This is a genomic window from Halomonas garicola (assembly GCF_055382465.1).
On record NZ_AP043931.1, the window covers coordinates 1,371,064 to 1,395,571 of the forward strand.

A 24,508-nucleotide genomic window follows, 5' to 3' on the forward strand; every position below is an offset into this window, starting at 1 on the left:
ATTTTTCCTTATTGAATGATAAATATTGTCATCTGAGCTGAGGATGATAGGCTGTAGCGCGTAAACGTAAACCGTTCTTATATCTTGGACGTTCTCACCTATTGAGCGGCTAATATATAAGCAACGCTGACCCCCGCAGCGGAGATGTCCCTTGAGTAAACCCTTTCGCGCGGCGGCGTATGGACTGATCATGGCCGGCAGCACGGCGATGCTGCTGCCGGCAGGCCAGTCGCTTGCCGCTGATGACCCGGCTACGCCCCGCCTGGCGCTCGACGGCGTGGACGCCCAGCATACCCAGGCGGCGCTGCAGGCGCAGATCGACCAGGCCAGCGACCAGACCCGGGAAGCGCTTGCCGAACTGCGCGACCTGGAAAGCGAAACCCGCACGCTGCGCCAGCAAAACCGCACCCGTACGCACCGGCTGGCCGACGAGGCCGAGCGGCAGCTGGCGCTTGCCCGGGCGCTGGATACTCTGGCCCACACCCGGGAGGCGCTGCCGGGCATCGAGCAGAACATGGCCCGCCAGCTGCGCGGCTTCATCGAGCGCGACATGCCGTTTCTGGATCAGGAGCGCCTGGCGCGGGTGGAGGATGACGAGGCGCTTGCGCCCGCCGCGCGGATTCGCCGGCTGCTGGAAGCCTGGCGCACCGAGCTTGAGTACGGCCGCGAAGTCGACCGCTGGCGCGGCCGACTTGACCGGCTCGGCGATGCCGACGGCGACGCCCGCGAGGTAGACTTTCTGCGCCTGGGCCGCATCGGCTGGTACTACCTCACGCCGGACGGCCGCGAAGGCGGCGTCTGGCAGGCCGAGAGCGGCGAATGGCAGCCGCTTGACGAGGCCGGCCGGCGCGAAGTGCGCCACGGCCTGCTGATGGCCAGGGATCAGCGCGCGCCGGAGCTTTTGACCGTGCCGCTGTCGGTCAAGGTGTCCGCGATGCCGGGCGAAGACAAAGCGGACGCCAAGGGGGATGACGCATGAGACGATTTCGCTTGATGGCTCTGCTCGCCGGCGCCGCCGCACTGTTGGTCTCTCTGTCGGGGGCTGCTCAGGCGCAAACGGAGCCCGGCATCGATTCGCTGCGCCAGGCGCGCCAGGCGGCAGAAATGCGCGATCGCCAGCGTCTGCTGGAGCTGCTCGACGATCAGCAGGCGCTGGAAAGCGCGCTGGCCGACGCTCGGGAGGCGCACGCTCAGGCCAGCCGCGAAGACGCCGCGCTGCGCATCGAGGCGGCGGCCCGGGCGCTCAACGGGGCCCGACTGAAAAGCCGCCAAAGCGAGCAGGACGACACCCTCGCCGGCCTGCTGTCGACGCTCGCCCGGCACAGCTCCGAGGTGCGCAATGCCCTGGGCGATGACAGCTGGCTGACCCTTGGCGATACGCCGCTGCCGCCGCGCCTGGACGATGCCGAAGTGCTCGAGCAGCGCCACCTCGAAGACGTGGTGGACAGCCTTGCCGCGCTGACCCGGGCCACCGGGCAGGCCGCGGCGATGACGCTGCCCGTGGTCGAGCCCGGCGGCGACGTCCGCGAGCGCGAGGTCGTGCGGCTGGGCGACTTTGGCGCCTTTACCCCGAATGCCCTGCTGGCGCGTCGGGGCGCCGGCGACAGCCCGGCACTGGAGCCCGACACGCCGAAGGAAGTCAGCCGCTGGCTGGCCGATTACGCCAACGGCGACGGCCGCACCCTGGCCGTGGACCCCACCCGGGGCAGCGTGCTCGATGCGCTGACCCAGCGCCCGACCCTTTGGCAGCGCTTCCACCAGGGCGGCTATGTGGGCTACGTCGTGGTGACGCTTGGCGTGCTTGGCCTGCTGGCCGCCGCTTTACAGTACGCCTATCTGCTGCTGGTCAGCGCCCGGGTGCGCCGCCAGCGCCGTGCGCCCGACGCGCTGCAGCCGAATAACCCGCTGGGCCGGGTGCTGCTGCGCTTCGCGCGCCTGGATAAAGCCCAGCCGCCCGAAGCGTTGGAGGCCCGGCTGGACGAAGCCGTGCTGGCCGAGCTTCCGCGGCTCGAGCGCGGCCAGCCGCTGGTCAAGCTGCTCGCGGCTATCGCGCCGCTTTTGGGGCTGTTGGGCACTGTCACCGGCATGATCGTCACCTTTCAGGCGATTACCGTGTTCGGCACCGGCGACCCCCAGCTCATGGCCGGGGGCATCAGCCAGGCGCTGGTGACCACCGTGCTGGGGCTGGTGACCGCGGTGCCGCTGCTGTTTGCCCAGACGGCGCTGTCGAGCCGCAGCCGCGCGCTGACCCAGCTCATCGAAGGCCAGGCGAGTGCCGCACTTGCCACCCATCTGGAAGCGCAGCAGCCGGAACACCTAGCGGAGGCCGGGCATGACCCTGCTCCCCCCCTGGCTTGAGCCGGTCGAGCGCCTGGTCGATGCCGGCGGCATCGTGCTGGTGGTGCTCGCCTGTGTGGCGGTGCTGGTGTTCAGCATGGCGGTCGAGCGCTTCTGGTTTTACCGCCTGAGCTGGCGTCCGGCGCGCAAGCAGCTGGTGCGCTACTGGGCGGCGCGTCGCGACCACCACAGCTGGAGCGCGCGCACCCTGCGCGACGTCTGGGCCGATGCCCTTATCGCCCGGCTGGGCCGGCCGCTGCCGTGGCTCAAGCTGCTGGTGGCGATGTGCCCGCTGCTGGGGCTTCTGGGCACGGTGACCGGCATGATCAGCGTATTCGACAGCCTGGCGCTCAGCGATACCGGCCAGGCCCGAGCCATGGCCGACGGCGTGGCCCGGGCGACGCTGCCCACGCTCACCGGCATGGCCATTGCCGTGGTGGGGCTTTTGTTTATCAGCCGCCTTGAGCACGTGATCCGCCGGGAAGACCAGCGGCTGCACGATCGCCTGGCACAGGCGCTGGAGAATCGGGACCTGGCGACACAGGCCCGGGAGGAAAAGGATGCGTAGACGCCGCTCGCGGGACATCGCTGATGACAGCAACGAAGTCAACCTCACGCCGATGCTCGACGTGGTCTTTATCATGCTGATTTTTTTTATCGTCACCACCAGCTTCGTCAAGGAAAGCGGGGTCGAGATCGAGCGGCCCGAATCCAGCGCCGCGACGCCGCGTCCGGAGGCCCAGGTGCTGGTCGCGCTGACGTCGGAAGGCGCGGTCTGGGTGGACGGAAGCCCCGTGGATACCCACCGCGTGGGGCAGACGGTGGCCGAGATGGTCAGCAATGACGGCGGCGTAGTGATCCAGGCCGACAAAAGCGCCGAAACCGGCCTGCTGATCGAGGTGATGGACCGGCTCAAGAAGGCCGGCGTCGAGCAGATCGCCGTGGCCGCCAGCCGCGGCCAGTCGTGAGGCCGACCATGGGTAGCGCCGTGACCAACCGAGGCGATAGGCCGGGCATGCCGGCAGCCAGGCGTCGGGGAGGGCGCCTGGGGCGAAGCGTCTTCTCAACGCTTGGCGGCGCGGGGCTGGCGCTGGGGCTATTCTGGCTGCTGGCGCTGCTGGTGATGCCGCCAAGCGCCGATACGCACAAGCCCGTCGAAGACATGACCCTGTCGATTACCCAGGCGCCGCCGCCAACGCCGAGCGCAAGCTCCCCGGCGAAAGCGCCGCCGGCACCGGTGGAAAGCGCGGCACCCCCGCCGCCCGCCCCGGCGCCGTCGCCGACGGCAAACAGCGCGATTGCGCTGCCCGACGCGCCGCTGCCGGAGGCCAAGGCGGAAGCCGTGGCGCTGGACAGCCGACTGCCCGAGCTGACCGAAGCTCGCCCCGAACCCGAGCCAGAACCCGAGCCAGAGCCCGAGCCAGAGCCGCAGCCCGCCCCCGAGCCCGACCCGGAGCCGGCGCCCGAGGCAAGCCCTGACCCCGCGCCTTCTCGCGCCGAGGCAGACAGGGCGGCCCCGGCCGAGGCGGCAGCGAGCGAGTCCGCCTCCAACGAGCCGGTCAACGTCGGCCAGGCGACCCCCACCAGCCGGGTGAACCCGACGTATCCGTCCCGGGCCCAGCGTCGGGGGATGGAAGGCTTTGTCGAGGTCAGCTTTATCATCCGCCGCGACGGCGGCGTGGAGCCGGGCTCTATCGACGTTACCCAAGCCAAGCCGCGCCGGATATTCGACAAGGCCGCGCGCGAGGCCATTCGCCAGTGGCAGTTCGAGCCGGGAGACCGGCGGCGGCGCGCCACCCAGCGTATCCAGTTCCAGTTGAGGTAGCCCCTATGTCGTCGCGTTGTCCTGTCCGCCTGCTGTGTATCGCGCTGTACCTGGTACTTTTCGGGGCGCCGAGCGCTTCGGCCTGGGGCGCGCCCTCGCTTGCCGGCGGCGTGATCCGCGATCTGGAGGCGGTCGAGCGGTCTCTTGAGCAGGACAAGCTTGAGCGGGTGGTGAGCCACGGCAGGCGCCAGGCCGACCGCTTTGCCTCGGGCAACGCCGCCGATCGCTACGCCAGCGCGCTCTACCGCCAGCTGGTCGCAAGCGCCCTGACCAGGCAGGAGCGCTACGCCGAGGCCGCCGGCCAGCTTGCCCGGGCGCGGCAGGGGCTGGGGCCTAAAAGCGAGCTGAGCCGGCGCTGGCTGCGCGAGCAGGCCCGGCTTCACCGGGCCGCCGGGGAGCACGACCGGGCCATTGCCCGGCTGAGCGTGTGGCTCGAGACGGCCCCGGCCGGCGCCGAGTGCCGCGACGCGCGCTGGCGCCTGATCGGCTGGCTGGCCCGGGAGACGCGCTGGCAGGACGCGGCGGCGCAGCTGGACAGCGTCGCCGCCGAAGGCGCGCCGGCTGACGATCGCCGGCGCAGGCTGGCGCTGGCGGTGAACCTCAACGCCGGGCGAATGGATAAGGCGCTGGGGGAGCTTGCCGCGGGGCTGGATGAGACAAGCCCGGCCGCGGACTGGCGCCGGGCCGCCGGGGTCGCCCAGCGCGCCGGCCAGCCGGGGGTGGCCGCCGGGCTCTGGGATACCGGCTGGCGGCTGGGCCGGCTCGAGCGGCCGGACGACTACTGGCAGCTGGTGGACCTGCACATGGCAGGCGGCACGCCGGCCCGCGCCGCGGAGCTGCTGGAGGAAGGCCTGGCAGAAGGGCGGGTAGTGCGCAGCGGGCTGGCCCTTGAGCAGCGAGCGGCGGCCTGGCAGCAGGCCGGGGATGTTCCCCGAGCGCTGGCCGCCCGGGAAGCGCTGGCTCGATATACCCAGAGCGCCGACCAGTGGCGTACGCTTGGCCAGCTGGCCTACGCCTGGGGGAAGGACGCTCGGGCCAAAACGGCCTTTGAGCGCGCCGTCGCCCTGGGCGACGAGCAGGCGGAACAGTGGCTGGCGGCGCTATAAGACTCTGTTAAAAGCCCCCGGCTATAAGGCCCGAGAGTAAGGTCGGCGCTCAGGCCAGCGGCAGGTCGAACTGGGTCCACACCGGCGCGTGGTCGGAGGGCTTTTCCATGCCGCGCAGCGCATAGTCGATGCCCGACTCCCGGACGCGCTCGGCAAGGGGTGAGCTAACGAGGATATAGTCGATGCGCAGCCCGCGCCGAGGGTCGCGGTCAAAGCCTTTGGAGCGGTAGTCAAACCAGCTGAAAAGGTCGTCGCGCTCGGGGTGGCACAGCCGATAGCTGTCGGTAAGCCCCCAGGCCTTGATGCCGCCGAGCCATTCGCGCTCTATGGGCTGAAAGCTGGTCTTGCCCTCGCGCAGCCAGCGCTTGCGGTTGGCCTCGCCGATGCCGATGTCGCGATCCTCGGGAGACACGTTGAAGTCGCCCATCACCGCCACGCGTTCGTCGGGGGAGTGGTGGTCGTGGAGCAGCCGCGAGAGCTGGGTATAAAAGCGCGCCTTGTGTGGAAACTTGGTCGGGTGGTCGACGTTTTCCCCCTGGGGGAAGTAGCCGTTCCACACCGTGACCGCCTCGCCCTCGGCGCCGCGCAGGCGCACCCCGATCATCCGCCGCTGGGCGTCGACCTCGTCATCGGGAAAGCCGTAGAATACCGCTTCGGGTGCCTGGCGGCACATCAGCGCCACGCCGTAGTGGCCTTTCTGGCCGTAGTAGACGACGTGATAGCCCAGCGCCTCGACGCTTGCCAGGGGAAACTCGCTGTCCTGCACCTTGGTTTCCTGCAGGCCGATGACGTCTGGCCGATGGGTGTCGACGAGCGCTTGCAGCTGGTGGGGCCGCGCGCGGATGCCGTTGACGTTGAACGAAACCAGCCGCATCAGCGCGTCTCCCCGGTGTTGGGCGAGTCTTTCGTGGCGGGATGAATCTCGATGTCCGGCGCACTTTGCTGGCGCGCCAGGCGGCGTTGCGCCTGCAGCTTGCGCTGCTTCTCTTTTTTAGCGGCAAAGCGCTTCGACTGCCCCACCTGATCGGGGTTCTCGTGGCGCCATTGTTTGTAATCCTTACGCCGGCCGGTGCGGATGGATACCTTGTCGGCAAGCGAGCGGGTCTTTTTGCGACGCGTCATGGGGGCGCTCCTGATTAACCTGTAGCCTTACGTTGTGGGGTATTCTAACAGGCGCCAACGCCGGGCATACAGCAACGTCGCGCCTCGGGCGCCAAGCCCTGTTACACTAGGGAGTTCGTGTACGCGCGTTGGCGGGTACGCGACGCCTGTCGTGATGTCACTCATCCACCGTAACGGATAGATAGAAAGCCTATGAGCGAGTCGGAAAAGACCACACAAGAGGCCGCGGCGCGCAAGCCCAAGCGCCGTCGCCGCAAGCCGCGTCGTCGCCAGTCGGGCTGGGATCTTCGCCAGTTCAAGGTGCCCGCCGTTGCCGGCAAGTGGCGCTTCCATGATTTTGACCTGCCGCTGCCCCTGATGCGCGGCATTCAGGCCCAGGGCTTTGAGTACTGCACGCCGATCCAGGCGGAAACCCTGCGCCATACGCTGCTGGGCGGCGATATCCTGGGCAAGGCGCAGACCGGCACCGGCAAGACGGCGGCTTTCCTGATTTCGATTCTGGCCTATTTTCTGGAAGAAAAGGCGCCGGACGGGCAGAAAAAGCGGGCGCCCCGAGCCCTGGTGGTCGCGCCCACCCGGGAGCTTACGCTGCAGATCGAAAAGGATGCCAAGGGACTAGCCCGCTATACTCATCTGAGCATAACCAGTGCGGTCAGCGGCATTGACTACCAGCAGCAGCGCGAGCAGCTGGATAAAAACGTCGACCTGCTGGTTGCAACCCCAGGGCGCCTGCTGGATTTCCAGCAGAAGGGCGAGCTTGATCTGTCCCAGACCGAAGTGCTGGTGCTGGACGAGGCCGAGCGCATGCTGTCCATGGGCTTCATTCCCGACGTCAAGCGCATCATTCAGCACATGCCGGCCCGTGACGAGCGCCAGACCTGGCTGTTTTCGACCGCCTTCAGCGACGACGTTCTGACCCTTGCCGACCAGTGGGCGCAGTCCCCGGCCCGGGTAAGCCTCCAGGGCAGCGCCGACGGCCAGGCGGATGTCGACCAGCTGGCCTATCGGGTCGCAGACGCCGACAAACCGCGGCTGCTGGTGAAGCTTCTGCAGCAGGAAGGCTTTGAGCGGGTCATCGTCTTCGGCAACCGCCGGGACCTGGTGCGCAAGCTCGAGGGCGAGCTCAGGCAGGCCGGCATCAGCGCGGCGCCCCTTTCCGGCGACGTGCCCCAGGCCGAGCGGATCGCCACCCTCGAGCAGTTTCGCGAAGGCAAGCTCCAGGTGCTGGTGGCCACCGACGTGGCCGGGCGCGGCATGCAGATTGACGACGTCAGCCACGTGGTCAACTACACCCTGCCGGAAGACCCCGAGGACTACGTTCATCGCCTCGGGCGTATCGGCCGCGCCGGTGGCAAAGGCATTGTCAGCCTTGTCGGCGAAGAGGACGCCTTTTCGCTGCCCGAAATCGAACGCTACACCGGCGACAAGCTGCCCTGCGAGCGCCCGCCGGAAGGCCTGCTCTAGCCGTTATGCTCGACAATGCGCTCAAGGGCGAAATCCAGACCGCGTACCGGCACATGGTCGAAGCGCTTTCGCTGACGCCGCGCTACGGCCAGCGGCTGATGATCGCCGAAATTGCCCGTACGCTTGGCGGTATTGAAGTCGACGAGGCCGGCAAGCGCCAGAACGACACCCACGTCTGCGTGCTCGAAGCCGGCACCGGCACCGGCAAGACGCTGGCCTATCTGGTGGCGGCGCTGCCGGTGGCCAGGGCCCGGGGCAAGCGGCTGGTGGTTTCTACCGCCACCGTGGCGCTGCAGGAGCAGGTGCTCCACCAGGATCTGCCGTCGCTTTCTGCCCATAGCGGCCTGGGGTTTCGCTACGCGCTGGCCAAAGGCCGCGGGCGCTACGTCTGCGTGGCCCGGCTGGACGACGCCATGGGCGACAGCGAGCCCAACCCTACCCAGTCGCTGTTTGAGCAGGACCTGATCGCCAAAAGCGGCGACTTTACCCGCCTGGCAACCGACATGGCCGAGGCTTACGGCCGCGGCGACTGGGAGGGCGACCGCGACAGCTGGCCGGACACCATCGACGACGCCACCTGGCGGCGGCTGACCGTGGATCACCGCCAGTGCACCGGCCGGCGCTGCGGGCACTTCTCCGCCTGCGCGTTTTTCCGCTCCCGTCGGGAGCTGGAAAACGCCGACGTTATCGTCGCCAACCATGACCTGGTGCTGGCCGATCTGGCGCTGGGCGGCGGGGCGATCCTGCCCGACCCGGAAGAGTGCGTTTTCATCTTTGACGAAGGCCACCACCTGCCGGACAAGGCGCTGTCCCACTTCGCCCACCGCTTTGCCGTGCACGGCTGTTTGCGCTGGCTGAACACCCTGCGCACGAGCCTGACCGAGCTTCACCAGGCGCTGGGCGCCCAGCCCGCCGTCGCGCGGCTTTTGGCCGGGCTGCCGCAAACCCTGCAGGCCGTGGAGCCGGCGCTCAAGGAAGTGTTCACCAGCGGCCATCAGCTGGCCGAGCGGCCCAACGGGCTTGGCGACGGCGAAACCACCTACCAGCAGCGCTTTGCCAAGGGCGCGGTGCCGGAGGCGCTGCGCGAACAGGCCGGGCAGCTTCTGATCATGTTCGCCGAGCTCTCGCGCAGCCTCGAAAGCATCAGCGATATCCTGCGCGAAAGCCTCGACCCGGACAAACAGACCGGCCTTGAGCGCGAGCAGGCCGAGGCCTGGCTGCCGCTGGTGGCGCTGCTTCACGGCCGGGCGCTCGAGGCCCATGCGCTGTGGCAGGCGTTTGCCGCCGAGGATCCGCCGGGCGCGCCGCCCCAGGCGCGCTGGCTGACGCTTTCCCGCGCGGGGGACGAGGCCGAAATCGAGTTTTCCGCAAGCCCGGTGTCGGCGGCGCATACTCTGGCCAAAAACCTCTGGGGGCGCTGCCACGGCGCGGTGGTGACTTCGGCTACGCTCACCGCCCTTGGGCGCTTCGAGCGCATTCAGGAGCGGGCCGGTCTTGCCGGGCGCTACCGCTATCAAGCGCTGCCCAGCCCCTTCGACTACGCCAGCGCCGTGCTCAGCGTGCCGGCGGAGGCCGCCGACCCGGCCGATCGGGAAGGGCACGAGCGCGCCATTGTGGCCTTTATCAGCGCCCTGGCGGCAAAGGAGGCGGCGCTGGTGCTGTTCTCCTCCCGGGCCCAGCTGCGCGCGGTGCGCAAGGCGTTGCCGGCGGCGGTGGAGCAGCGCCTGCTGGCCCAGGACGCGATGCCCAAGGCGGAGCTATTGAAGCGCCACCGCGCCGCGGTGGATCGCGGCGAGGGCAGCGTGATCTTCGGCCTGGCAAGCTTCGCCGAAGGGATCGATCTCCCCGGCGACTACCTCACCCACGTGGTGATTACCCGGCTGCCCTTCGCCGTGCCCGATGACCCGGTGGGCGCCACCCTTGCCGAGTGGATCGAAAGCCAGGGCGGCAACCCTTTTATGCGCATCAGCGTCCCCGATGCCTCGGTGAAGCTGGTGCAGGCCTGCGGGCGGCTGATTCGCAAGGAAAGCGATACTGGGCGCATTACGCTGCTGGACCGGCGGGTGCTGACCCGGCGCTACGGCCAGGCGCTGCTGGACGCGCTGCCGCCGTTTACCCGGGAGATCGCCTGAGCGGGGCACTCGGAAACAAAAACGCCCCGGCAGGTGCCGGGGCGTAAGCGAGGCCGCTGGGCCGATCAGGCGGCGCTGCGTTTGGCCAGGGCAGAGGCCAGCTGCTCGTTCATGCGGACGAAAGAATCGAGGGTAGTGTTCCAGTCGATGCAGGCATCGGTGATTGACACGCCGTATTCCAGCTGGCTGAGGTCCTCGGGCACCTTTTGATTGCCCCAGCCGATGTTGGATTCCACCATCAGCCCGATGATCGAGGTGTTGCCGTCGAGAATCTGGTTGGTGACGTTTTCCAGCACCAGCGGCTGCAGCCCGGCATCCTTGTTGGAGTTGGCGTGGGAGCAGTCGATCATGATGTTGGCCGAGAGCCCGGCGCTGGCGAGCTCCTGCTCGGCAAGGGCGACGCTTACGCTGTCGTAGTTGGGCTTGCCGTTGCCGCCGCGCAGCACCACGTGGCCGTAGGCGTTGCCCCGGGTGCGGATGATCGCGACCTGGCCGGCGTGGTTGATGCCGAGGAAGTTGTGCGGGCTTGCGACCGACTTGAGCGCGTTGATGGCCACGTCAAGGCTGCCGTCGGTGCCGTTTTTAAAGCCCACGGGGCCGGACAGGCCCGAGGCCATTTCGCGGTGGGTCTGGGACTCGGTGGTGCGTGCGCCTACGGCAGACCAGCTGATGCAGTCCTGGATGTACTGGGGCGAAATCGGGTCAAGCGCCTCGGTTGCCAGCGGCAGGCCGATTTCGGAAAGCTCCACCAGCAGCCGGCGGGCCTTGTGTAGGCCTTCCTCGATTTCAAACGAGCCGTTCAGGCGCGGATCGTTGATCAGGCCTTTCCAGCCTGTGGTGGTGCGGGGCTTCTCGAAGTAGACGCGCATCACGATATAGAGGCTGTCGCTGACCTTGTCGGCCAGCTCGCGCAGGCGCTTGGCGTAGTCAATGGCGGCGTCGACGTCGTGAATCGAGCACGGGCCTACCACGACCAAAAGGCGCGGGTCCTTGCCGTCGAGGATGTTCTGGATGGTATGGCGGCCGTCGATGACGGTGCGTTCGGCCTTGGCCGTAAGCGGAACCGCCTGCTTGAGATCGTCCGGGTTGGTAAGCACGTCCTGAGCGAGGACGTTGAGGTTATTGACCTGTTGTTCGGGCATCTTGCTACCTGTGCATGCGCGGGGATTCGAAAACGTGTTGCGTGTATCGTCAGTGCGTCTACTATCGCCCGCCGGCGCGGTAAAAATCAATCGCTTTACCGCTGGCAAGGCGGCCTTGCCGGCGCCCACGGAGAGAGCCAGGTGCTTGATGCGCGCGGTGGAACGCGCAACACTGGCGTGCTTTTGCCGGTGCGGGCTGTCAGGATGCGGCGTGCCTGAAGGCTGCCGGATGCGCGGGGCGCGTAGCGGCACAGGGTGCTCGATGTGAATGTGAAATGAAAACTGCCCAAGGGACACTATGCGTTTTGCCGTGAATGCCACCCGTACCAGGGGGCTTGATATAGTAGGTCGCCACGCCGGTTGTGCGGGCGTGAGGAGCGTGTAAATGGGCACTCGGGAAACGGATCAGCAGCTGGTGGAGCGGGCCCGCAACGGCGATAACAGCGCGTTTGATCTGCTGGTAAAAAAGTATCAGCACAAGATCATCGGTCTGATCGGCCGCTACGTGCACGACCACGCCGAAGTGCAGGACGTAGCACAGGAGGCCTTCATCAAGGCCTACCGGGCGCTGGGTAACTTTCGTGCCGAAAGCGCGTTTTATACCTGGATGTACCGAATCGCCATCAACACGGCCAAGAACCACCTGGTGTCCCGGGGCCGCCGCCCGCCGGGCAGCGACGTCGACATCGTCGATGCGGAAATCGTCGACCAGAGCGGGCGCCTGGCCGACAGCGAGTCGCCGGAAGCGGCGATTGCCCGGGACCAGCTGGAAGCGGCGGTGTTCGAGGCCATCGATAAGCTCCCCGACGACCTGCGCACGGCGATTACCCTGCGCGAGTTCGACGGCCTGGCCTATGAGGATATCGCCCACATCATGCAGTGTCCGGTGGGCACCGTGCGTTCGCGCATCTTCCGCGCCCGGGAGGCCGTGGACGAACACATCCGGCCGCTGATGGCAACGACGCGGAACAGTCGCGAAGATTAGCGGTCATAGATGAGTGGCGAAGCAGCGTTTGGCCAACAAAACGTTACTGTTTTTCCCCGATTTCTGAACTGTTGGCGCCTGCTCGCGTCATAGGGTCAGACAGGCGCCGCAGGGAAGCCGGCAAACGCCTCAGCTAAAGCCGAACTGGCGTCGGCTTTCTCCAATCAGTGTGAGGGTGTGAAGCATGAGTCAAGACACACGGGAAACTCTTTCGGCGTTAATGGACGGCGAAGGTGACGAACTGGAACTGCGGCGGGTGCTGAAAGCACTGCCCGACGATGCCGGCGCGGCGGATGCCTGGCGGCGCTACCACCTGGCGCGCAGCCTGATGCAGCGCGACCACGGCGTGGATACCGGCGCCGACCTGTCGGCGGGCATCATGGCTCGGCTGCAGGACGAACCGGCGCCGGTGGTCGAGGCGCCTGCCGCCTCGGCTGCTCCCGCTGCGAGGGCGTCGTCCCGGGTTTCGCTGATGCGCGGTGCCGGCGTCGCCGCCGCCGTGTCGCTGATGGTGATTACCGGCGTGCAGTATTTCGGCAATAGCGGCAGCAATATCGCCGGCACGCCCGAGCCTGCCGACGAGCCCATGGCGAGCTCGGATGAAGGCGCCCGTGCCGTTCCCCAGCCGGTTAACCTGGCTGCCTCCGGAACAGGCAGCGGCACGCCGATGTTTGAGCCCACGCCGTTCCAGCTGAGCCAGGAAAGTCGCCGCCAGGGGCTAATGACCGTAAGCGACGGCGGCAGCATGGCCGCATCGGCCGGTCAGGCTAGCGCGTCCCGGGCGGCCGCCCAGGTCGACAGCGAGCAGATCCACCTGCTGCAGTCCTACCTTCAGGAGCACGCCCACGGCGCGGCCTACAGCAACAGCGATAGCTGGCTGCCGCTTTCGCGCTCATCGGCCATGTCTGACGCGCTGGGGCGCTAACTGCCGATGCGCCGTACACCACGCAACTCGTTTTCCGCCGTGCCTGAAGCCCTTACCTGCCGCTCGCTTCCTTCCCGGCGGCGCAGCGGCCGGGGTGCCGCCCTGGGGCTGCTGATAGTGTGCGGTGCCTTGATCGCAGCGCCGGCCGCGGCGGAAGACGCCGACGACCCGACAGGCGAGGCGACGCTTCGCTGCGAGGCGCTGGACGATAACAGGCCGCAAACGCCGGTGGCGTGGCTCACCGAAAGCCTGCAGGCGAGCCACTGCTACAGCTTTCAGGCCCGGGCCGTGGCGATCGACGCGCTCAACGTGCGCACCCTGGCGCTTTCCCACCGCATTCAGGACGGCGTCCGCCAGCAGGTGATTCAGCACCTCGACGGGCCGTCAGTCAACGTCGAGCGCCACGCCCGGGCCGGCCTTTGGGGCTGGCCCGGCGGCCGTCCGGCGCCGGCAGACGACGCAAGCAGCCCCGGCGAGGGCGCCGACAGCGCTGATAACCCCGCCCCCATGCCCAGGCGCTGGGCCGAGCACGTAGCCTCGGTTTACGACATAACGCTCGACGCGGACAAGCGCGTAGCCGGCCGCGATGCGGTGGCGCTGACCTTTACCCCCAAAAGCGGCGATCGTTACCGCCACCAGTGGTGGCTTGACCGGGACACCGGGCTTTTGCTCAAGCACGTGCTGCGCGATAACGACGACGCCATTTTGGAGACCTTCCAGATTACCCGGCTGAAAACGCCCAAGCGCTACACCCGCGATGTGACGGTAGCGCCGCCCCAGCGCGATGAAGGGCCGGACTGGCAAACCGGCTGGCTGCCCGAAGGTATGGTAGAGCAGCCCGATACGGTGAAAGAAGAACACGAAGGCCGCACCCGGCGGCTTTACAGCGACGGGCTCTCCACCGTCAGCGTGTTTGTCGAAGCGCCCGCGGCCACCACGGCCCTTGCCACCGGCGTGCACCGGCTGGGCGCCTCGGCGATTGCCGTGGAGCGCCATGATACCGCTGATTCCTGGCAGGTCATTGCCATCGGCGAAGTGCCGCCCAAGCTGCTTGGCCGCATCGCCCGTTCGGTAACGCGCACCGAGGCGGATACCGAAAGCTCGGACGCCGATGGCCCGGCGTAGGAAGAAAGATGTCCCATCACCCAAGGAGTTCTTGCATGAAGCGCTTGATCCTCCCGGCCACGCTGTGGCTATGTTTGCTGTTCGTGGTTACCGCCGGCAGCGCCGCTCAGGCGCGGGACCTGCCGGACTTCACCCAGCTGGTCAAGGACGCCGCGCCGGGGGTGGTGAACATCGCCACCAGCCGCACGATCGAGCGGCGGGGCGGCTCGCCGCTGCACGGCTTTGAAGGCCAGGACATTCCGGAAATCTTTCGCCATTTCTTCGGCGACCGTTCGCCGGTGCCGCCGGGGCACGGCGGTGGGCGCGGTCGCAGCCAGGAGCGCCAGTCGCTGGGCTCCGGGTTTGTCATCAGCGAAGACGGCTACATCCTCACCAACGCCCACGTGGTGGAAGACGCCGATGAAATCCTGGTGCGCTTCAACGACCGCCGCGAGATGGCAGCGGAAGTCGTTGGCAGCGACCCCAAGACCGATATTGCGCTGCTGAGCGTCGACGCCGACGATCTGCCGACGCTTACGCTCGGCGATTCCGACGCGCTTGAAGTCGGCGCCTGGGTGGCCGCCATCGGCTCGCCCTTCGGCTTCGACCATTCGGTGACGTCGGGCATCATCAGCGCGATGAACCGCACCCTGCCGCGGGACGCCTACGTGCCGTTCATCCAGACCGACGTGGCCATCAACCCGGGCAACTCCGGCGGCCCGCTGTTCAACCTGGACGGCGAGGTGATCGGCATCAACTCGCAGATATTCACCCGCAGCGGCGGCTTCATGGGGCTGTCGTTCGCCATTCCCATCAACGTGGCCATGGACGTGGCCGATCAGCTGCGCGACGAGGGCCGCGTCGACCGCGGCTGGCTCGGGGTGATGATCCAGCCGGTGTCCCGGGATCTGGCCGAGTCCTTCGGCATGGACAAGCCCGGCGGCGCGCTGATTGCCGACCTTGATCCCGACGGCCCGGCGGCCAAAGGTGGCCTGCAGGCCGGCGATATTATCCTCGCGGTGAACGATCAGGAAGTGACGCGCTCGAGCACGCTGCCGCGTCTGATTGGCCGGGTGGCGCCGGATGAAACGGTCGAGCTCTCGCTGATGCGCGACGGGGAGAAAATGACCGAAAAGGTGGCGTTAGGCAGCTGGCCCGACAGCGATCAGCCGTCCCGCGATCAGAGCCGAAACGACAGCCAGGCCCGCCTAGGTGTGGAAGTCGGTGAAATCGACGACGCCCTGCGCGAGCGGCTCAACGTCGACGGCGGCGTGGAAGTGCGCGACGTCGAACCGGGCAGCGCTGCCGCCCGCGCGGGCATTCGCCCCGGCGATATCCTGGTCAGCATCGACCACCAGAGCGTATCCACAGCCAAAGAGCTCAGCGAGCGGGTCGAGGCGCTGCCCGACGACCGCGCGATTCCGCTGCGGCTCTACCGGGACGGCCGCTCGCTGTTCGTGGCTTTGCGCCTGGACTAAACGCCCGAGCCCGTGTATCTGATGCCCGGCTTCGCGCCGGGCTTTTTTATTGCACCTGCCGGCCCCGACCTGCCATAGCACGGCGCATCCGGGAGCGGTACAATGACCGTCATTATTTACGCACGCTGCGCTAAATGTCGCCAAGGGCGTGACCATGAATCGGATTGTGGCACCTGATGACAGATAAAAAACGAAGCACTATCAATCATATACGAAATTTCTCCATCATCGCGCACATCGACCACGGCAAATCTACGCTGTCGGATCGGCTGATCCAGGTCTGCGGCGGGCTCACCGACCGCGAGCTGAAAGAGCAGGTGCTGGACTCCATGGATATCGAGCGCGAGCGCGGTATCACCATCAAGGCGCAGTCGGTCACCCTGGATTATCGGGCCGCCGACGGCGAGGTCTATCAGCTCAACTTCATCGACACCCCCGGCCACGTGGATTTTTCCTACGAAGTGTCGCGCTCGCTCTACGCCTGCGAGGGCGCGCTGCTGGTGGTGGACGCCGCCCAGGGCGTCGAGGCCCAGTCTGTGGCCAACTGCTATACCGCGGTGGAGCAGGACCTGGAAGTGCTGCCGGTGCTCAATAAAATCGATCTGCCCCAGGCCGACCCGGACAGCGTGGCCCAGGAGATCGAGGAAATCATCGGCATCGACGCCGCCGATGCCTGCCAGGTCTCGGCCAAGAGCGGCCTGGGTATCGAAGAGCTGCTGGAGCGCCTGGTGCGCGACGTGCCGCCGCCCAAAGGCGACGTCGAGGCGCCGCTGCAGGCGCTGATCATCGACTCCTGGTTCGACAACTACCTGGGCGTGGTGTCGCTGGTGCGGCTTTTTGACGGCACCCTGCGCAAGGGCGATAAAGTACGGATCTCATCCACCGGCGGCGACTGGGTGTCCACCGAGGTGGGCATTTTTACCCCGCTGCGCAAGCAGACCGACGTGCTGCGCGCCGGCGAGGTGGGGTTTCTGGTGGCCGGCATCAAGGATATCCAGGGCGCGCCGGTGGGCGACACCATCACCCACAGCAAGACGCCCGATGTGCCCCGGCTGCCGGGCTTCCAGCAGGTCAAGCCCCAGGTTTATGCGGGGATGTTCCCGGTGAGCGCCGACGACTACGAGGGTTTTCGCGACGCCCTGGAAAAGCTCTCGCTCAACGACGCGTCGCTGGCCTACGAGCCGGAAAACTCCGATGCGCTGGGTTTTGGCTTTCGCGTCGGCTTCCTCGGTACCCTGCACATGGAGATCGTCCAGGAACGCCTGGAGCGCGAATACGATCTCGACCTGCTGACCACGGCCCCCACGGTGATTTACGAGCTGATGATGGAAGACGGCGACGTGCGCTACGTGTCCAACCCGTCGAAGCTGCCCGATCTTGCGGACGTGGAAGAAATGCGCGAGCCCATCGTGCGCGCGAGCATCCTTGTGCCCCAGGAGTTTGTCGGCAACGTCATTGCCGAGTGCGAGCAGCGCCGGGGCAGCCAGCTCGACATGCAGTTTCTCGGCAACCAGATCCAGCTCACCTACGAGCTGCCCATGTCCGAGGTAGTCATGGACTTCTTTGACCGTCTCAAGTCGCTGTCCAAGGGCTATGCGTCGCTTGAGTACAACTTCGAGCGCTTCGAGGCGGCGAAGCTGGTGCGCCTGGACGTGCTGATCAACGGTGACAAGGTCGACGCCTTGGCGGTGATCATTCACCGCGATCAGGCCCACCCTCGGGGGCGGGCGCTGGTGGAGAAGATGAAAGAGCTTATCCCCCGACAGATGTTTGACGTGGCGATCCAGGCCGCCATCGGCGGCCAGGTGGTGGCGCGTTCCACGGTCAAGGCGCTGCGCAAGAACGTTACCGCCAAGTGCTACGGCGGCGACATTACGCGTAAGAAAAAGCTGCTGGAAAAGCAGAAGGCCGGTAAAAAACGCATGAAGCAGGTAGGGCGCGTGGAGATTCCTCAGGATGCCTTTCTCGCCGTGCTCAGAGTCAACGACTAGGACAGACGCTACCCATGAATTTTTCCTTACTGCTGGTTCTGGCCGTAGCGCTGTCCGGCGTGATCTGTTTGCTGGACATTGTCATCTGGCGTCCGCGCCGCCGCGCCCGAGCGGCCCGCGCCGAGGCGACAAGCGATGGCGGGCTGGGCGCGGCCGAGCGCGCGAAGCTCTACAAGGAGCCCTGGCCCGTCGACTATGCGCGGTCTTTTTTCCCCGTGCTGCTGGTGGTGCTGGTGGTGCGCAGCTTTATCATCGAGCCGTTCCAGATTCCCTCGGGCTCCATGCGCCCCACGCTCAAGGTCGGGGATTTCATCCTGGTCAACAAGTACGCCTACGGCCTGCGCCTGCCGGTAATCAACACCAAGTTTCTCGACGTGGCGGATCCCGAGCGCGGCGATGTGATGGTGTTTCGCTACCCCGAAGAGCCGTCGGTCAACTTCATCAAGCGCGTAATTGGGCTTCCCGGCGACCGGATCCGCTACGAGGGCAAGCAGCTTTACGTCAACGGCGAAGCGGTGGCCAAAACGCTGGTAGAAAAGGGGCCCGAGGCCTCGCCCCGCCAGCTGCTGCTGGGCGAAACGCTGGGCGAAACCCGTCACGACATCTATAATAATCCGCTGGACCCCGGCCCCCAGGTGCGCGAAGTCGAGGTGCCCGAAGGCCACTATTTCATGATGGGCGATAACCGCGACCACTCCAACGACAGCCGCTACTGGGGCTTTGTGCCGGAGGAGAACATCGTCGGCCGCGCCTTTGCCGTATGGATGCACTGGGACGGCGGACTGCCGAGCTTTACCAGTATCAGGCACATCGAGTAAGCGTGTGCTCAACGTTTTACACATCGCCTATGCCTCATTCACGCATCAACGTCTGTGACCTGGGAGTCCCGTGAGTCAGACCCTGAACGCCTTTAGCCGACGTATCGGCTACGAATTCAACGATACGGCGCTGCTGGAGCTTGCCATGACGCATCGCAGCTACGGCGGTCGCAACAACGAGCGCCTGGAGTTTTTGGGTGACTCGATCGTCAATTTTGTCATCGCCCAGGCGCTTTTCGAGCGCTTTCCCGAGGCCCGGGAGGGCCAGCTTTCCAGGCTCCGGGCGCGGCTGGTAAAAGGCCAGACCCTGGCCGAGCTGGCCCGCGAAATGAGCTTTGGCGAGTGTTTGCGGCTGGGATCCGGCGAGATGAAAAGCGGCGGCCACCGGCGCGACTCGATCCTCGCCGACGCCGTCGAGGCGGTGATCGGGGCGATCTATCTGGACACCGGCATGGCCGCGGTCAGCGAGCGCATTCTTGCCTGGTTCAGCGAGCGCCTGGCCAACATCTCCCTGCAGGATACGCAAAAAGACCCCAAGACCCGCCTGCAGGAGTTCCTGCAGTCCCGCCAGGCGGCGCTGCCGCACTACGAGGTGGTGTCGGTCAAAGGCGAAGCCCACGCCCAGACCTTTACCGTGGAGTGTCACGTCGAGCTGCTTGAGCAGCACACTACCGGCAAGGGCGCCAGCCGCCGTCACGCCGAACAGCAGGCGGCCGGCGACGCCCTTGGCTACCTGGAAAAACGCCCTGGAGAAAACGCATGACCCAAACCTGTGGATTCGCGGCCATTGTCGGGCGCCCCAACGTGGGCAAGTCCACGCTGATGAACCGCATTCTGGGGCAGAAAGTGTCGATCACGTCGCGCCGCCCCCAGACGACGCGCCACCAGGTCATGGGCATCAAGACCCAGGACGAGGCCCAGTGCATCTACGTGGACACGCCGGGCATGCACATCATGTCCAAGGATCGCAACAAGGCCATCAACCGCTTCATGAACCAGGCGGCAGGCCGGGCTCTGCGCGACGTGGACTGCGTGGTGTTCATCATTGACCGCACCCGCTGGAGTGATGAAGACCAGGCCGTGCTCGAGCGTCTGGAGCACGTCACCGCCCCGGTGATTCTGGCGGTCAACAAGGTGGATCGCCTCCAGGACAAGAGCGAGCTTCTGCCCTGGCTCGAATCCGTGGGCGCCCGGCGCGAGTTTGCCGCCATTGTGCCGATCTCCGCCAAGCACGGCACCAACGTGGCGGCGCTGGAAGGCGAGGTGATGTCCCGGCTGCCGGAAAGCGTGCACTATTTCCCCGACGACCAGGTCACCGATCGCAGCCTGCGCTTCATGGCCGCGGAGCTGGTGCGCGAAAAGATCACCCGCCAGCTCGGCGACGAGCTGCCGTACCAGATGACCGTGGAAATCGAAGAGTTTCGCGAAGCCGGCAATGTCACCCACATCAGCGCGCTGATTCTGGTCGAGCGCCAGGGGCAGAAGGTCATCCTCATCGGCGATCGCGGCGAGCGCATCAAGAGCATCGGCCGCGATGCCCGGCTGGATATCGAACGCGTGCTCGACGGCAAGGTGATGCTCAACCTCTGGGTCAAGATCAAGCGCGGCTGGTCCGACGATAGCCGAGCGCTCAAGAGCCTTGGCTACGACCTGGACTGACGCGCTTGGTAACCCGGCAGATGTCGCCCGAGCCGGCTTTTCTGCTCCACCGCCGGCCGTATCGCGAAACCAGCGCGCTGGTGGATCTGCTGACCCTTGACCACGGCCGCATACGCGCCGTGGCCCGGGGCGTTCAGCGCCCGGGCGCGAAGTCCCGCCAGCGCCTGCAGCCGTTTGCGCCGCTGTTTGTGACCTGGCGGGGCGAGCGCGAGCTCAAGCGCCTGAGGCTCATGGAGACTCGCGGGCAGGTGGCGCTTTTGGCCGGGGAAGGGCTTTTGTGCGGGCTTTATGCCAACGAGCTGGCGACCCGGCTACTGCCGCCGGAAATGCCCGCCGCCGAGGTATTTGCGTTCTATACTGCGCTGCTGGACGCGTTGCCGCGCCCGGCCGAGCGCATGCTGGCGCTGCGCCGCTACGAGTGGGCGCTGCTTGAGGCGCTGGGCGCCACGCCGCGCTTTGCCACCCCGGACGGGGCGGCACTCGACGGGCAGACGCGCTACGCCTTTGATGCGCCAAGCGGCGCCTTTATCCCCGCCGCCGGCGGTATCGACGGCCGTGCCCTGCGTTACCTGGCCCGGGGCGGGTGGCACCAGCCGGGGCTTGCCGGGGCCCTCAAGGCGCTGATGCGCCAGGCTCTGGCGCCGCATCTCGGCCATACCGAGCTTCGCTCCCGGCGCCTGCTGCAGGATCTGATTCATCGCCGCCGCGCCCGCGGTACCGACTGAGGCGCGGCGCTCTTGTCACGTTTTGGAGGTTTTATGCATCCCCCGCGTATCCTGTTGGGTGTCAATATCGACCACGTGGCCACGCTGCGCCAGGCGCGCGGCACGCGCTATCCTGACCCGGTGCAGGCCGCGCTGCTGGCCGAGGAGGCCGGCGCGGACGGCATTACCGTCCACCCGCGCGAAGACCGCCGCCACATCCAGCCCCGGGACGTGCGCCTGATCGCCCAGGTGCTCAACACCCGGATGAACCTGGAAATGGCGATTACCGAGGAGATGCTGGCGCTGGCCGAAGAGGTCCGCCCGGCCCACGCTTGCCTGGTGCCGGAAAAGCGCGAAGAGCTGACCACCGAAGGCGGGCTCGACGTCGCCGGCGGGTTTGACGCCTGCGCCAGCGCCTGCCGCCGCCTGGCCGCCGCCGGCAGCGACGTATCGCTGTTCATCGACCCCGAGTTCACCCAGATCGACGCCGCCGTGCGCGCCGGCGCCTCGACCGTCGAGCTGCACACCGGCGGCTTTGCCGAGGCGGCACCCGGAAGCGCCGCCGCCAACGCCGAATACCAGCGCCTCACCGCCGCCGCCGTGCACGCAGGCGAGCAGGGGCTTACCGTCAACGCCGGCCACGGCCTGCACTACCACAACGCCGAGGCCGTGGCCGCGCTTCCCGGCATCAACGAGCTCAACATCGGCCACGCGATTATCGCCCGGGCGCTGTTTACCGGGCTGAAGGACGCGGTGGGCGAGATGAAGCGCCTGATCATCGCCGGCCAGGAAGCCGGGCTCATGGCGGCGCTGGACGCCCACGACCACGGCGATCACGATCACGGCCGGGAGCGCTGAGGTGATCATCGGCATCGGTTCGGACATTGCCCGGGTGCCCCGCTTCGAGGCGGCGCTCGAGCGCCACGGCGAGCGCTTTCCTCGGCGCCTGCTGGGCGACGACGAGTACTGGCGCTTTACGCGCCATGCTTTTCCGGCGGCGTTTCTGGCCAAGCACTTTGCCGCCAAGGAGGCCTTCGTCAAGGCGCTGGGTACCGGCTTTCGCTGGGGGATTCAGCTGCACGATATCCAGGTGCTCAACGACTCGCTGGGCAAGCCCGAGCTCGCCCTGAGCGGCCAGGCAGAGGCGGTGGCGCAAACGGCCGGCGTGCAGCTCAGCCACCTCACGCTAAGCGACGAGGCCGAATACGCCCTGGCCTTTGTGGTGCTGGAGCGCTAATCGGCCCAGCGGCGTACCTGTCTCGTCCGCACTTGCCGCGATACAATGCCGGCTAACGATGACAAGAAGGAAGGCACCATGGAATACCCGACCCTGGAAGATACCGTTGGCAACACGCCGCTGGTGCGCCTGAAGCGTATCGGCGCCGGGCGCAACAACACCCTGCTTGCCAAGCTTGAAGGCGACAACCCGGCGGGCTCGGTCAAGGACCGGCCGGCCATGGCGATGCTCGCCGAGGCGCAAAAGCGCGGTGACATTGCCCCCGGCGATACCCTGGTCGAAGCCACCTCGGGCAACACCGGCATTGCGCTGGCCATGGCCGCGGCGATCCTTGGCTACCGCATGGTGCTGGTAATGCCGGAAAGCGCCTCCGAAGAGCGCAAGCACGCCATGGCGGCCTACGGCGCGACGCTGATTTCGGCAAGCAAGGAGGGCGGCATGGAAGAGGCCCGGGATATTGCCGAGGCGATGATTGCCCGGGGCGAAGGCAAGCCCCTGGACCAGTTCGCCAACCCGGATAACCCGCTCTCCCACTACCGCACCACCGGCGCGGAAATCTGGGAGCAGACCGGCGGTGAGGTAACGCATTTCGTCAGCTCCATGGGCACCACCGGCACCATCATGGGCGTGTCGCGCTACCTCAAGGAGCGCAATCCCGAGGTGGAAATCGTCGGCCTGCAGCCCGAGGACGGCGCCAGCATTGCCGGCATTCGCCGCTGGCCCGAGGCCTACCTGCCGTCGATATTCGACGCCTCGCGGGTGGATACCACCCTGGATATCGGCCAGTTCGAAGCCGAAGAGCACATGCGCCGGCTGGCCCGGGAAGAGGGCATTTTTGCCGGCGTTTCCTCCGGCGGCAGCCTCGCCGGGGCGCTGCGCATCGCCGAGCGGGTGGAAAACGCGGTGATCGTGTTTATCGTCTGCGACCGCGGCGACCGCTACCTGTCCACCGGCCTTTACGCCCCGGAGGTGTAGATGGCCATGCTGGGCAAAAAGCGCCCGCCGCGCCGCAAATCCGGCGTCTCGGGGCTGGCGCGGGCGCCGCACGGCGAGAAAGCGCCGGCCGATACCGATGCACCTACCGTGACCGTCGAGCGGCTGGCCCACGACGGGCGCGGCGTGGCGCGCTCCGCCGCGGGCAAGACCCTGTTTGTGGAGCGCGCGCTACCCGGTGAAGAGGTCGAGGTCGCGGTGCACCGCACCCGCAAGCGCTTTGACGAAGCGCACGTCAGGCAGCGGCTGAGCGACTCGCCCAAGCGGGTCACCCCGCCCTGCGCGTATTTCGGCCGCTGCGGCGGCTGCGACCTGCAGCACATGACCCTTAACGCCCAGCGCGAGCACAAGATCGCGGTCGTGCGCGAGCTGTTCGCCCGCCAGGGCCTTGAGCTTCCCGACGATATCGCCATGCTCGCCACTCCGGCAGAAGACTACCGCCGCCGGGCGCGGCTGGGTGTCAACGTCGACGGCCAGGGGCGCGTGCTGGTGGGTTTTCGCGCGGCGGGCAGCCAGCGGCTGGTGGATATCGAGCGCTGCTACGTGCTAGTGCCCGAGCTTGCCGCGCTGCTGGCGCCGCTGCGCGAGGTAATCGGCACGCTTGAAGCGCCGCGCCAGGTGGGCCACGTCGAGCTGGTCGCCACCGCCGGCGGCAGCGCGATCACGGTGCGCCAGCTAAAGCCCCACGCCCGGGATGCCGAGCGCTGGCGGGCCTTTGCTCACCGGCTCGCCGAGCACCGAGTGGCGCTTGGCCTGCTCGAGGGCCGCGATACCCCGCGGCTCGAGTGGCTGAGCGAGCCGCCGGCTCTGGCCGACACGCTGGCGCTGCCGGGCCTTGCGCCGCTGACGCTGGGGGCGGCGTCGGGTGACTTTCTCCAGGCCAACGCCGCGGTCAACGCGCAGATGGTGGCCCGAGTCATGGCGTGGCTTAAGCCGGCGCCCGGCGAGCGCTACCTCGACCTCTTCGCCGGTATCGGCAACTTCAGCCTCCCCGCCGCGGCGGCCGGCGCCAGCGTCACCGCGGTCGAAGGCCACCCGGCCATGGTCGAGCGCCTGGCGGCCAACGCCCGGCGTAACGGCCTTGAAGTGCGCGCCACCCGGGTTGATCTCAACGCCCCGGGTAGCGCGGCTGCGCTGCTCGACGAGACCGCGGCCGATACCCTGATTCTTGACCCGCCCCGAGCCGGGGCCGAGGCCGCCTGCCGGGCGCTTGCCGACGCCGCCCGGCGCCCCGGGCGGCTGGCCTACGTGTCCTGCGACCCGGCGACGCTTGCCCGAGACGTCGCGCTGCTCACGGCCGGCGGCTATCGCATCGGCCAAGTGGCCGTCGCCGACATGTTTGTGCACACTGCCCATATGGAAACGCTGATGCTGCTGGAGGATACCCGGGAGCCCGGCGCCAGCTAAGGCGTGGTCACAGGGCTTGAAGGATCGTTTGAGCCGCCCGGTCAGGGCGGCAAGGCAAAGGCAACTACCGGCGCAGGGC

24 protein-coding genes are annotated in these 24,508 nt (G+C 67.2%); 21 read left to right on the plus strand and 3 right to left on the minus strand.

Features of this window, described 5'->3' with window-relative positions; translation table 11 throughout:
- Positions 1-151 precede the first annotated feature (151 nt).
- Genes ACZ46Y_RS06750 through ACZ46Y_RS06775 form a run of 6 tightly spaced genes read left to right on the plus strand, consistent with a single transcriptional unit; the run spans position 152 to position 5,268 of the window.
- Positions 152-979, plus strand: a complete 828-nt coding sequence (locus ACZ46Y_RS06750) for a DUF3450 domain-containing protein (RefSeq protein ID WP_311953775.1) — start codon at positions 152-154, stop codon at positions 977-979.
- Positions 976-2,358, plus strand: a complete 1,383-nt coding sequence (locus tag ACZ46Y_RS06755; RefSeq protein WP_311953779.1) for a MotA/TolQ/ExbB proton channel family protein — start codon at positions 976-978, stop codon at positions 2,356-2,358. The genes ACZ46Y_RS06750 and ACZ46Y_RS06755 overlap by 4 nt, the downstream gene beginning before the upstream one ends.
- Entirely contained in the window at positions 2,333-2,905 is a 573-nt protein-coding gene (locus tag ACZ46Y_RS06760) for a MotA/TolQ/ExbB proton channel family protein (RefSeq protein WP_311953784.1), read from the plus strand. The genes ACZ46Y_RS06755 and ACZ46Y_RS06760 overlap by 26 nt, the downstream gene beginning before the upstream one ends.
- Positions 2,898-3,305 (plus strand): ExbD/TolR family protein, encoded by a 408-nt coding sequence (locus tag ACZ46Y_RS06765; RefSeq protein ID WP_311953787.1) that lies wholly within the window; start codon positions 2,898-2,900, stop codon positions 3,303-3,305. Before ACZ46Y_RS06760 ends, ACZ46Y_RS06765 begins: the two co-directional genes overlap by 8 nt.
- Positions 3,306-3,313: 8 nt before the next feature.
- A complete protein-coding gene (locus tag ACZ46Y_RS06770) occupies positions 3,314-4,162 on the plus strand; it encodes an energy transducer TonB (RefSeq protein WP_311953790.1) in 849 nt (282 codons plus the stop codon).
- Positions 4,163-4,167: 5 nt separating this feature from the next.
- Positions 4,168-5,268: a hypothetical protein gene (locus ACZ46Y_RS06775; protein WP_311953793.1), complete on the plus strand. Its 1,101-nt coding sequence runs from the start codon at positions 4,168-4,170 to the stop codon at positions 5,266-5,268.
- A 49-nt stretch (positions 5,269-5,317) separates the two neighbouring features.
- Here the strand turns inward: ACZ46Y_RS06775 and xthA are convergent, their stop codons facing one another.
- Entirely contained in the window at positions 5,318-6,142 is an 825-nt protein-coding gene (gene xthA / locus ACZ46Y_RS06780) for an exodeoxyribonuclease III (RefSeq protein WP_311953795.1), read from the minus strand.
- Positions 6,142-6,390, minus strand: coding sequence for a hypothetical protein (locus tag ACZ46Y_RS06785; protein ID WP_311953798.1), 249 nt, complete (start codon positions 6,388-6,390; stop codon positions 6,142-6,144). Before ACZ46Y_RS06785 ends, xthA begins: the two co-directional genes overlap by 1 nt.
- Positions 6,391-6,582: 192 nt before the next feature.
- Between ACZ46Y_RS06785 and ACZ46Y_RS06790 the strand changes: the two genes are divergently transcribed.
- A complete protein-coding gene (locus ACZ46Y_RS06790) occupies positions 6,583-7,854 on the plus strand; it encodes a DEAD/DEAH box helicase (RefSeq protein ID WP_311953801.1) in 1,272 nt (423 codons plus the stop codon).
- A 5-nt stretch (positions 7,855-7,859) separates the two neighbouring features.
- A complete protein-coding gene (dinG, locus tag ACZ46Y_RS06795) occupies positions 7,860-9,986 on the plus strand; it encodes an ATP-dependent DNA helicase DinG (RefSeq protein ID WP_311953804.1) in 2,127 nt (708 codons plus the stop codon).
- 65 nt (positions 9,987-10,051) lie between these two features.
- Here the strand turns inward: dinG and ACZ46Y_RS06800 are convergent, their stop codons facing one another.
- On the minus strand, positions 10,052-11,128 hold the full coding sequence (locus tag ACZ46Y_RS06800) for a 3-deoxy-7-phosphoheptulonate synthase (RefSeq protein WP_311953807.1): 1,077 nt from the start codon (positions 11,126-11,128) through the stop codon (positions 10,052-10,054).
- Between the two features lie 385 nt (positions 11,129-11,513).
- Here ACZ46Y_RS06800 and rpoE point away from each other — a divergent pair, with 385 nt between their 5' ends.
- From rpoE to ACZ46Y_RS06865, 13 genes are all read left to right on the plus strand, one after another.
- Complete coding sequence (gene rpoE / locus ACZ46Y_RS06805) at positions 11,514-12,113, plus strand: RNA polymerase sigma factor RpoE (protein WP_311953810.1); 600 nt, start codon at positions 11,514-11,516, stop codon at positions 12,111-12,113.
- A 184-nt stretch (positions 12,114-12,297) separates the two neighbouring features.
- Positions 12,298-13,038 carry a sigma-E factor negative regulatory protein gene (locus tag ACZ46Y_RS06810; protein ID WP_311953815.1) on the plus strand — a complete coding sequence of 247 codons (741 nt, stop codon included), beginning with the start codon at positions 12,298-12,300 and terminating at the stop codon, positions 13,036-13,038.
- Positions 13,039-13,044: 6 nt separating this feature from the next.
- The gene (locus tag ACZ46Y_RS06815) at positions 13,045-14,163 is read left to right on the plus strand and encodes a MucB/RseB C-terminal domain-containing protein (protein ID WP_311953818.1); all 1,119 of its coding nucleotides are present in this window, start codon (positions 13,045-13,047) and stop codon (positions 14,161-14,163) included.
- Between the two features lie 35 nt (positions 14,164-14,198).
- Positions 14,199-15,620, plus strand: a complete 1,422-nt coding sequence (locus ACZ46Y_RS06820; RefSeq protein WP_311953822.1) for a DegQ family serine endoprotease — start codon at positions 14,199-14,201, stop codon at positions 15,618-15,620.
- Positions 15,621-15,796: 176 nt separating this feature from the next.
- Complete coding sequence (gene lepA, locus ACZ46Y_RS06825; protein WP_311953825.1) at positions 15,797-17,611, plus strand: translation elongation factor 4; 1,815 nt, start codon at positions 15,797-15,799, stop codon at positions 17,609-17,611.
- A 14-nt stretch (positions 17,612-17,625) separates the two neighbouring features.
- Positions 17,626-18,429, plus strand: a complete 804-nt coding sequence (gene lepB, locus ACZ46Y_RS06830; RefSeq protein ID WP_311953828.1) for a signal peptidase I — start codon at positions 17,626-17,628, stop codon at positions 18,427-18,429.
- A 70-nt stretch (positions 18,430-18,499) separates the two neighbouring features.
- Positions 18,500-19,192, plus strand: a complete 693-nt coding sequence (gene rnc, locus ACZ46Y_RS06835) for a ribonuclease III (RefSeq protein ID WP_311953831.1) — start codon at positions 18,500-18,502, stop codon at positions 19,190-19,192.
- Positions 19,189-20,088: a GTPase Era gene (gene era, locus ACZ46Y_RS06840; RefSeq protein WP_311953834.1), complete on the plus strand. Its 900-nt coding sequence runs from the start codon at positions 19,189-19,191 to the stop codon at positions 20,086-20,088. The genes rnc and era overlap by 4 nt, the downstream gene beginning before the upstream one ends.
- 20 nt (positions 20,089-20,108) lie before the next feature.
- Entirely contained in the window at positions 20,109-20,813 is a 705-nt protein-coding gene (gene recO / locus ACZ46Y_RS06845) for a DNA repair protein RecO (RefSeq protein ID WP_311954020.1), read from the plus strand.
- Between the two features lie 33 nt (positions 20,814-20,846).
- Positions 20,847-21,650 (plus strand): pyridoxine 5'-phosphate synthase, encoded by an 804-nt coding sequence (gene pdxJ / locus ACZ46Y_RS06850; protein ID WP_311953837.1) that lies wholly within the window; start codon positions 20,847-20,849, stop codon positions 21,648-21,650.
- A 1-nt stretch (position 21,651) separates the two neighbouring features.
- Positions 21,652-22,029: a holo-ACP synthase gene (gene acpS, locus ACZ46Y_RS06855; protein ID WP_311953840.1), complete on the plus strand. Its 378-nt coding sequence runs from the start codon at positions 21,652-21,654 to the stop codon at positions 22,027-22,029.
- A gap of 78 nt (positions 22,030-22,107) precedes the next feature.
- Complete coding sequence (gene cysM / locus ACZ46Y_RS06860; protein WP_311953846.1) at positions 22,108-23,004, plus strand: cysteine synthase CysM; 897 nt, start codon at positions 22,108-22,110, stop codon at positions 23,002-23,004.
- The gene (locus ACZ46Y_RS06865) at positions 23,005-24,429 is read left to right on the plus strand and encodes a TRAM domain-containing protein (protein WP_311953849.1); all 1,425 of its coding nucleotides are present in this window, start codon (positions 23,005-23,007) and stop codon (positions 24,427-24,429) included.
- Positions 24,430-24,508: the final 79 nt, after the last annotated feature.

What these genes read in the sequence shown, in the direction of transcription:
- ACZ46Y_RS06755 (WP_311953779.1), top strand. Translation starts at nt 976, where the DNA reads ATGAGACGATTTCGCTTGATGGCTCTGCTCGCCGGCGCCGCCGCACTG.
- ACZ46Y_RS06760 (WP_311953784.1), top strand. Translation starts at nt 2,333, where the DNA reads ATGACCCTGCTCCCCCCCTGGCTTGAGCCGGTCGAGCGCCTGGTCGAT.
- ACZ46Y_RS06765 (WP_311953787.1), top strand. Translation starts at nt 2,898, where the DNA reads ATGCGTAGACGCCGCTCGCGGGACATCGCTGATGACAGCAACGAAGTC.
- ACZ46Y_RS06770 (WP_311953790.1), top strand. Translation starts at nt 3,314, where the DNA reads ATGGGTAGCGCCGTGACCAACCGAGGCGATAGGCCGGGCATGCCGGCA.
- ACZ46Y_RS06775 (WP_311953793.1), top strand. Translation starts at nt 4,168, where the DNA reads ATGTCGTCGCGTTGTCCTGTCCGCCTGCTGTGTATCGCGCTGTACCTG.
- xthA (WP_311953795.1), bottom strand. Translation starts at nt 6,142, where the DNA reads ATGCGGCTGGTTTCGTTCAACGTCAACGGCATCCGCGCGCGGCCCCAC.
- ACZ46Y_RS06785 (WP_311953798.1), bottom strand. Translation starts at nt 6,390, where the DNA reads ATGACGCGTCGCAAAAAGACCCGCTCGCTTGCCGACAAGGTATCCATC.
- ACZ46Y_RS06790 (WP_311953801.1), top strand. Translation starts at nt 6,583, where the DNA reads ATGAGCGAGTCGGAAAAGACCACACAAGAGGCCGCGGCGCGCAAGCCC.
- dinG (WP_311953804.1), top strand. Translation starts at nt 7,860, where the DNA reads ATGCTCGACAATGCGCTCAAGGGCGAAATCCAGACCGCGTACCGGCAC.
- ACZ46Y_RS06800 (WP_311953807.1), bottom strand. Translation starts at nt 11,128, where the DNA reads ATGCCCGAACAACAGGTCAATAACCTCAACGTCCTCGCTCAGGACGTG.
- rpoE (WP_311953810.1), top strand. Translation starts at nt 11,514, where the DNA reads ATGGGCACTCGGGAAACGGATCAGCAGCTGGTGGAGCGGGCCCGCAAC.
- ACZ46Y_RS06810 (WP_311953815.1), top strand. Translation starts at nt 12,298, where the DNA reads ATGAGTCAAGACACACGGGAAACTCTTTCGGCGTTAATGGACGGCGAA.
- ACZ46Y_RS06815 (WP_311953818.1), top strand. Translation starts at nt 13,045, where the DNA reads ATGCGCCGTACACCACGCAACTCGTTTTCCGCCGTGCCTGAAGCCCTT.
- ACZ46Y_RS06820 (WP_311953822.1), top strand. Translation starts at nt 14,199, where the DNA reads ATGAAGCGCTTGATCCTCCCGGCCACGCTGTGGCTATGTTTGCTGTTC.
- lepA (WP_311953825.1), top strand. Translation starts at nt 15,797, where the DNA reads ATGACAGATAAAAAACGAAGCACTATCAATCATATACGAAATTTCTCC.
- lepB (WP_311953828.1), top strand. Translation starts at nt 17,626, where the DNA reads ATGAATTTTTCCTTACTGCTGGTTCTGGCCGTAGCGCTGTCCGGCGTG.
- era (WP_311953834.1), top strand. Translation starts at nt 19,189, where the DNA reads ATGACCCAAACCTGTGGATTCGCGGCCATTGTCGGGCGCCCCAACGTG.
- recO (WP_311954020.1), top strand. Translation starts at nt 20,109, where the DNA reads ATGTCGCCCGAGCCGGCTTTTCTGCTCCACCGCCGGCCGTATCGCGAA.
- pdxJ (WP_311953837.1), top strand. Translation starts at nt 20,847, where the DNA reads ATGCATCCCCCGCGTATCCTGTTGGGTGTCAATATCGACCACGTGGCC.
- cysM (WP_311953846.1), top strand. Translation starts at nt 22,108, where the DNA reads ATGGAATACCCGACCCTGGAAGATACCGTTGGCAACACGCCGCTGGTG.
- ACZ46Y_RS06865 (WP_311953849.1), top strand. Translation starts at nt 23,005, where the DNA reads ATGGCCATGCTGGGCAAAAAGCGCCCGCCGCGCCGCAAATCCGGCGTC.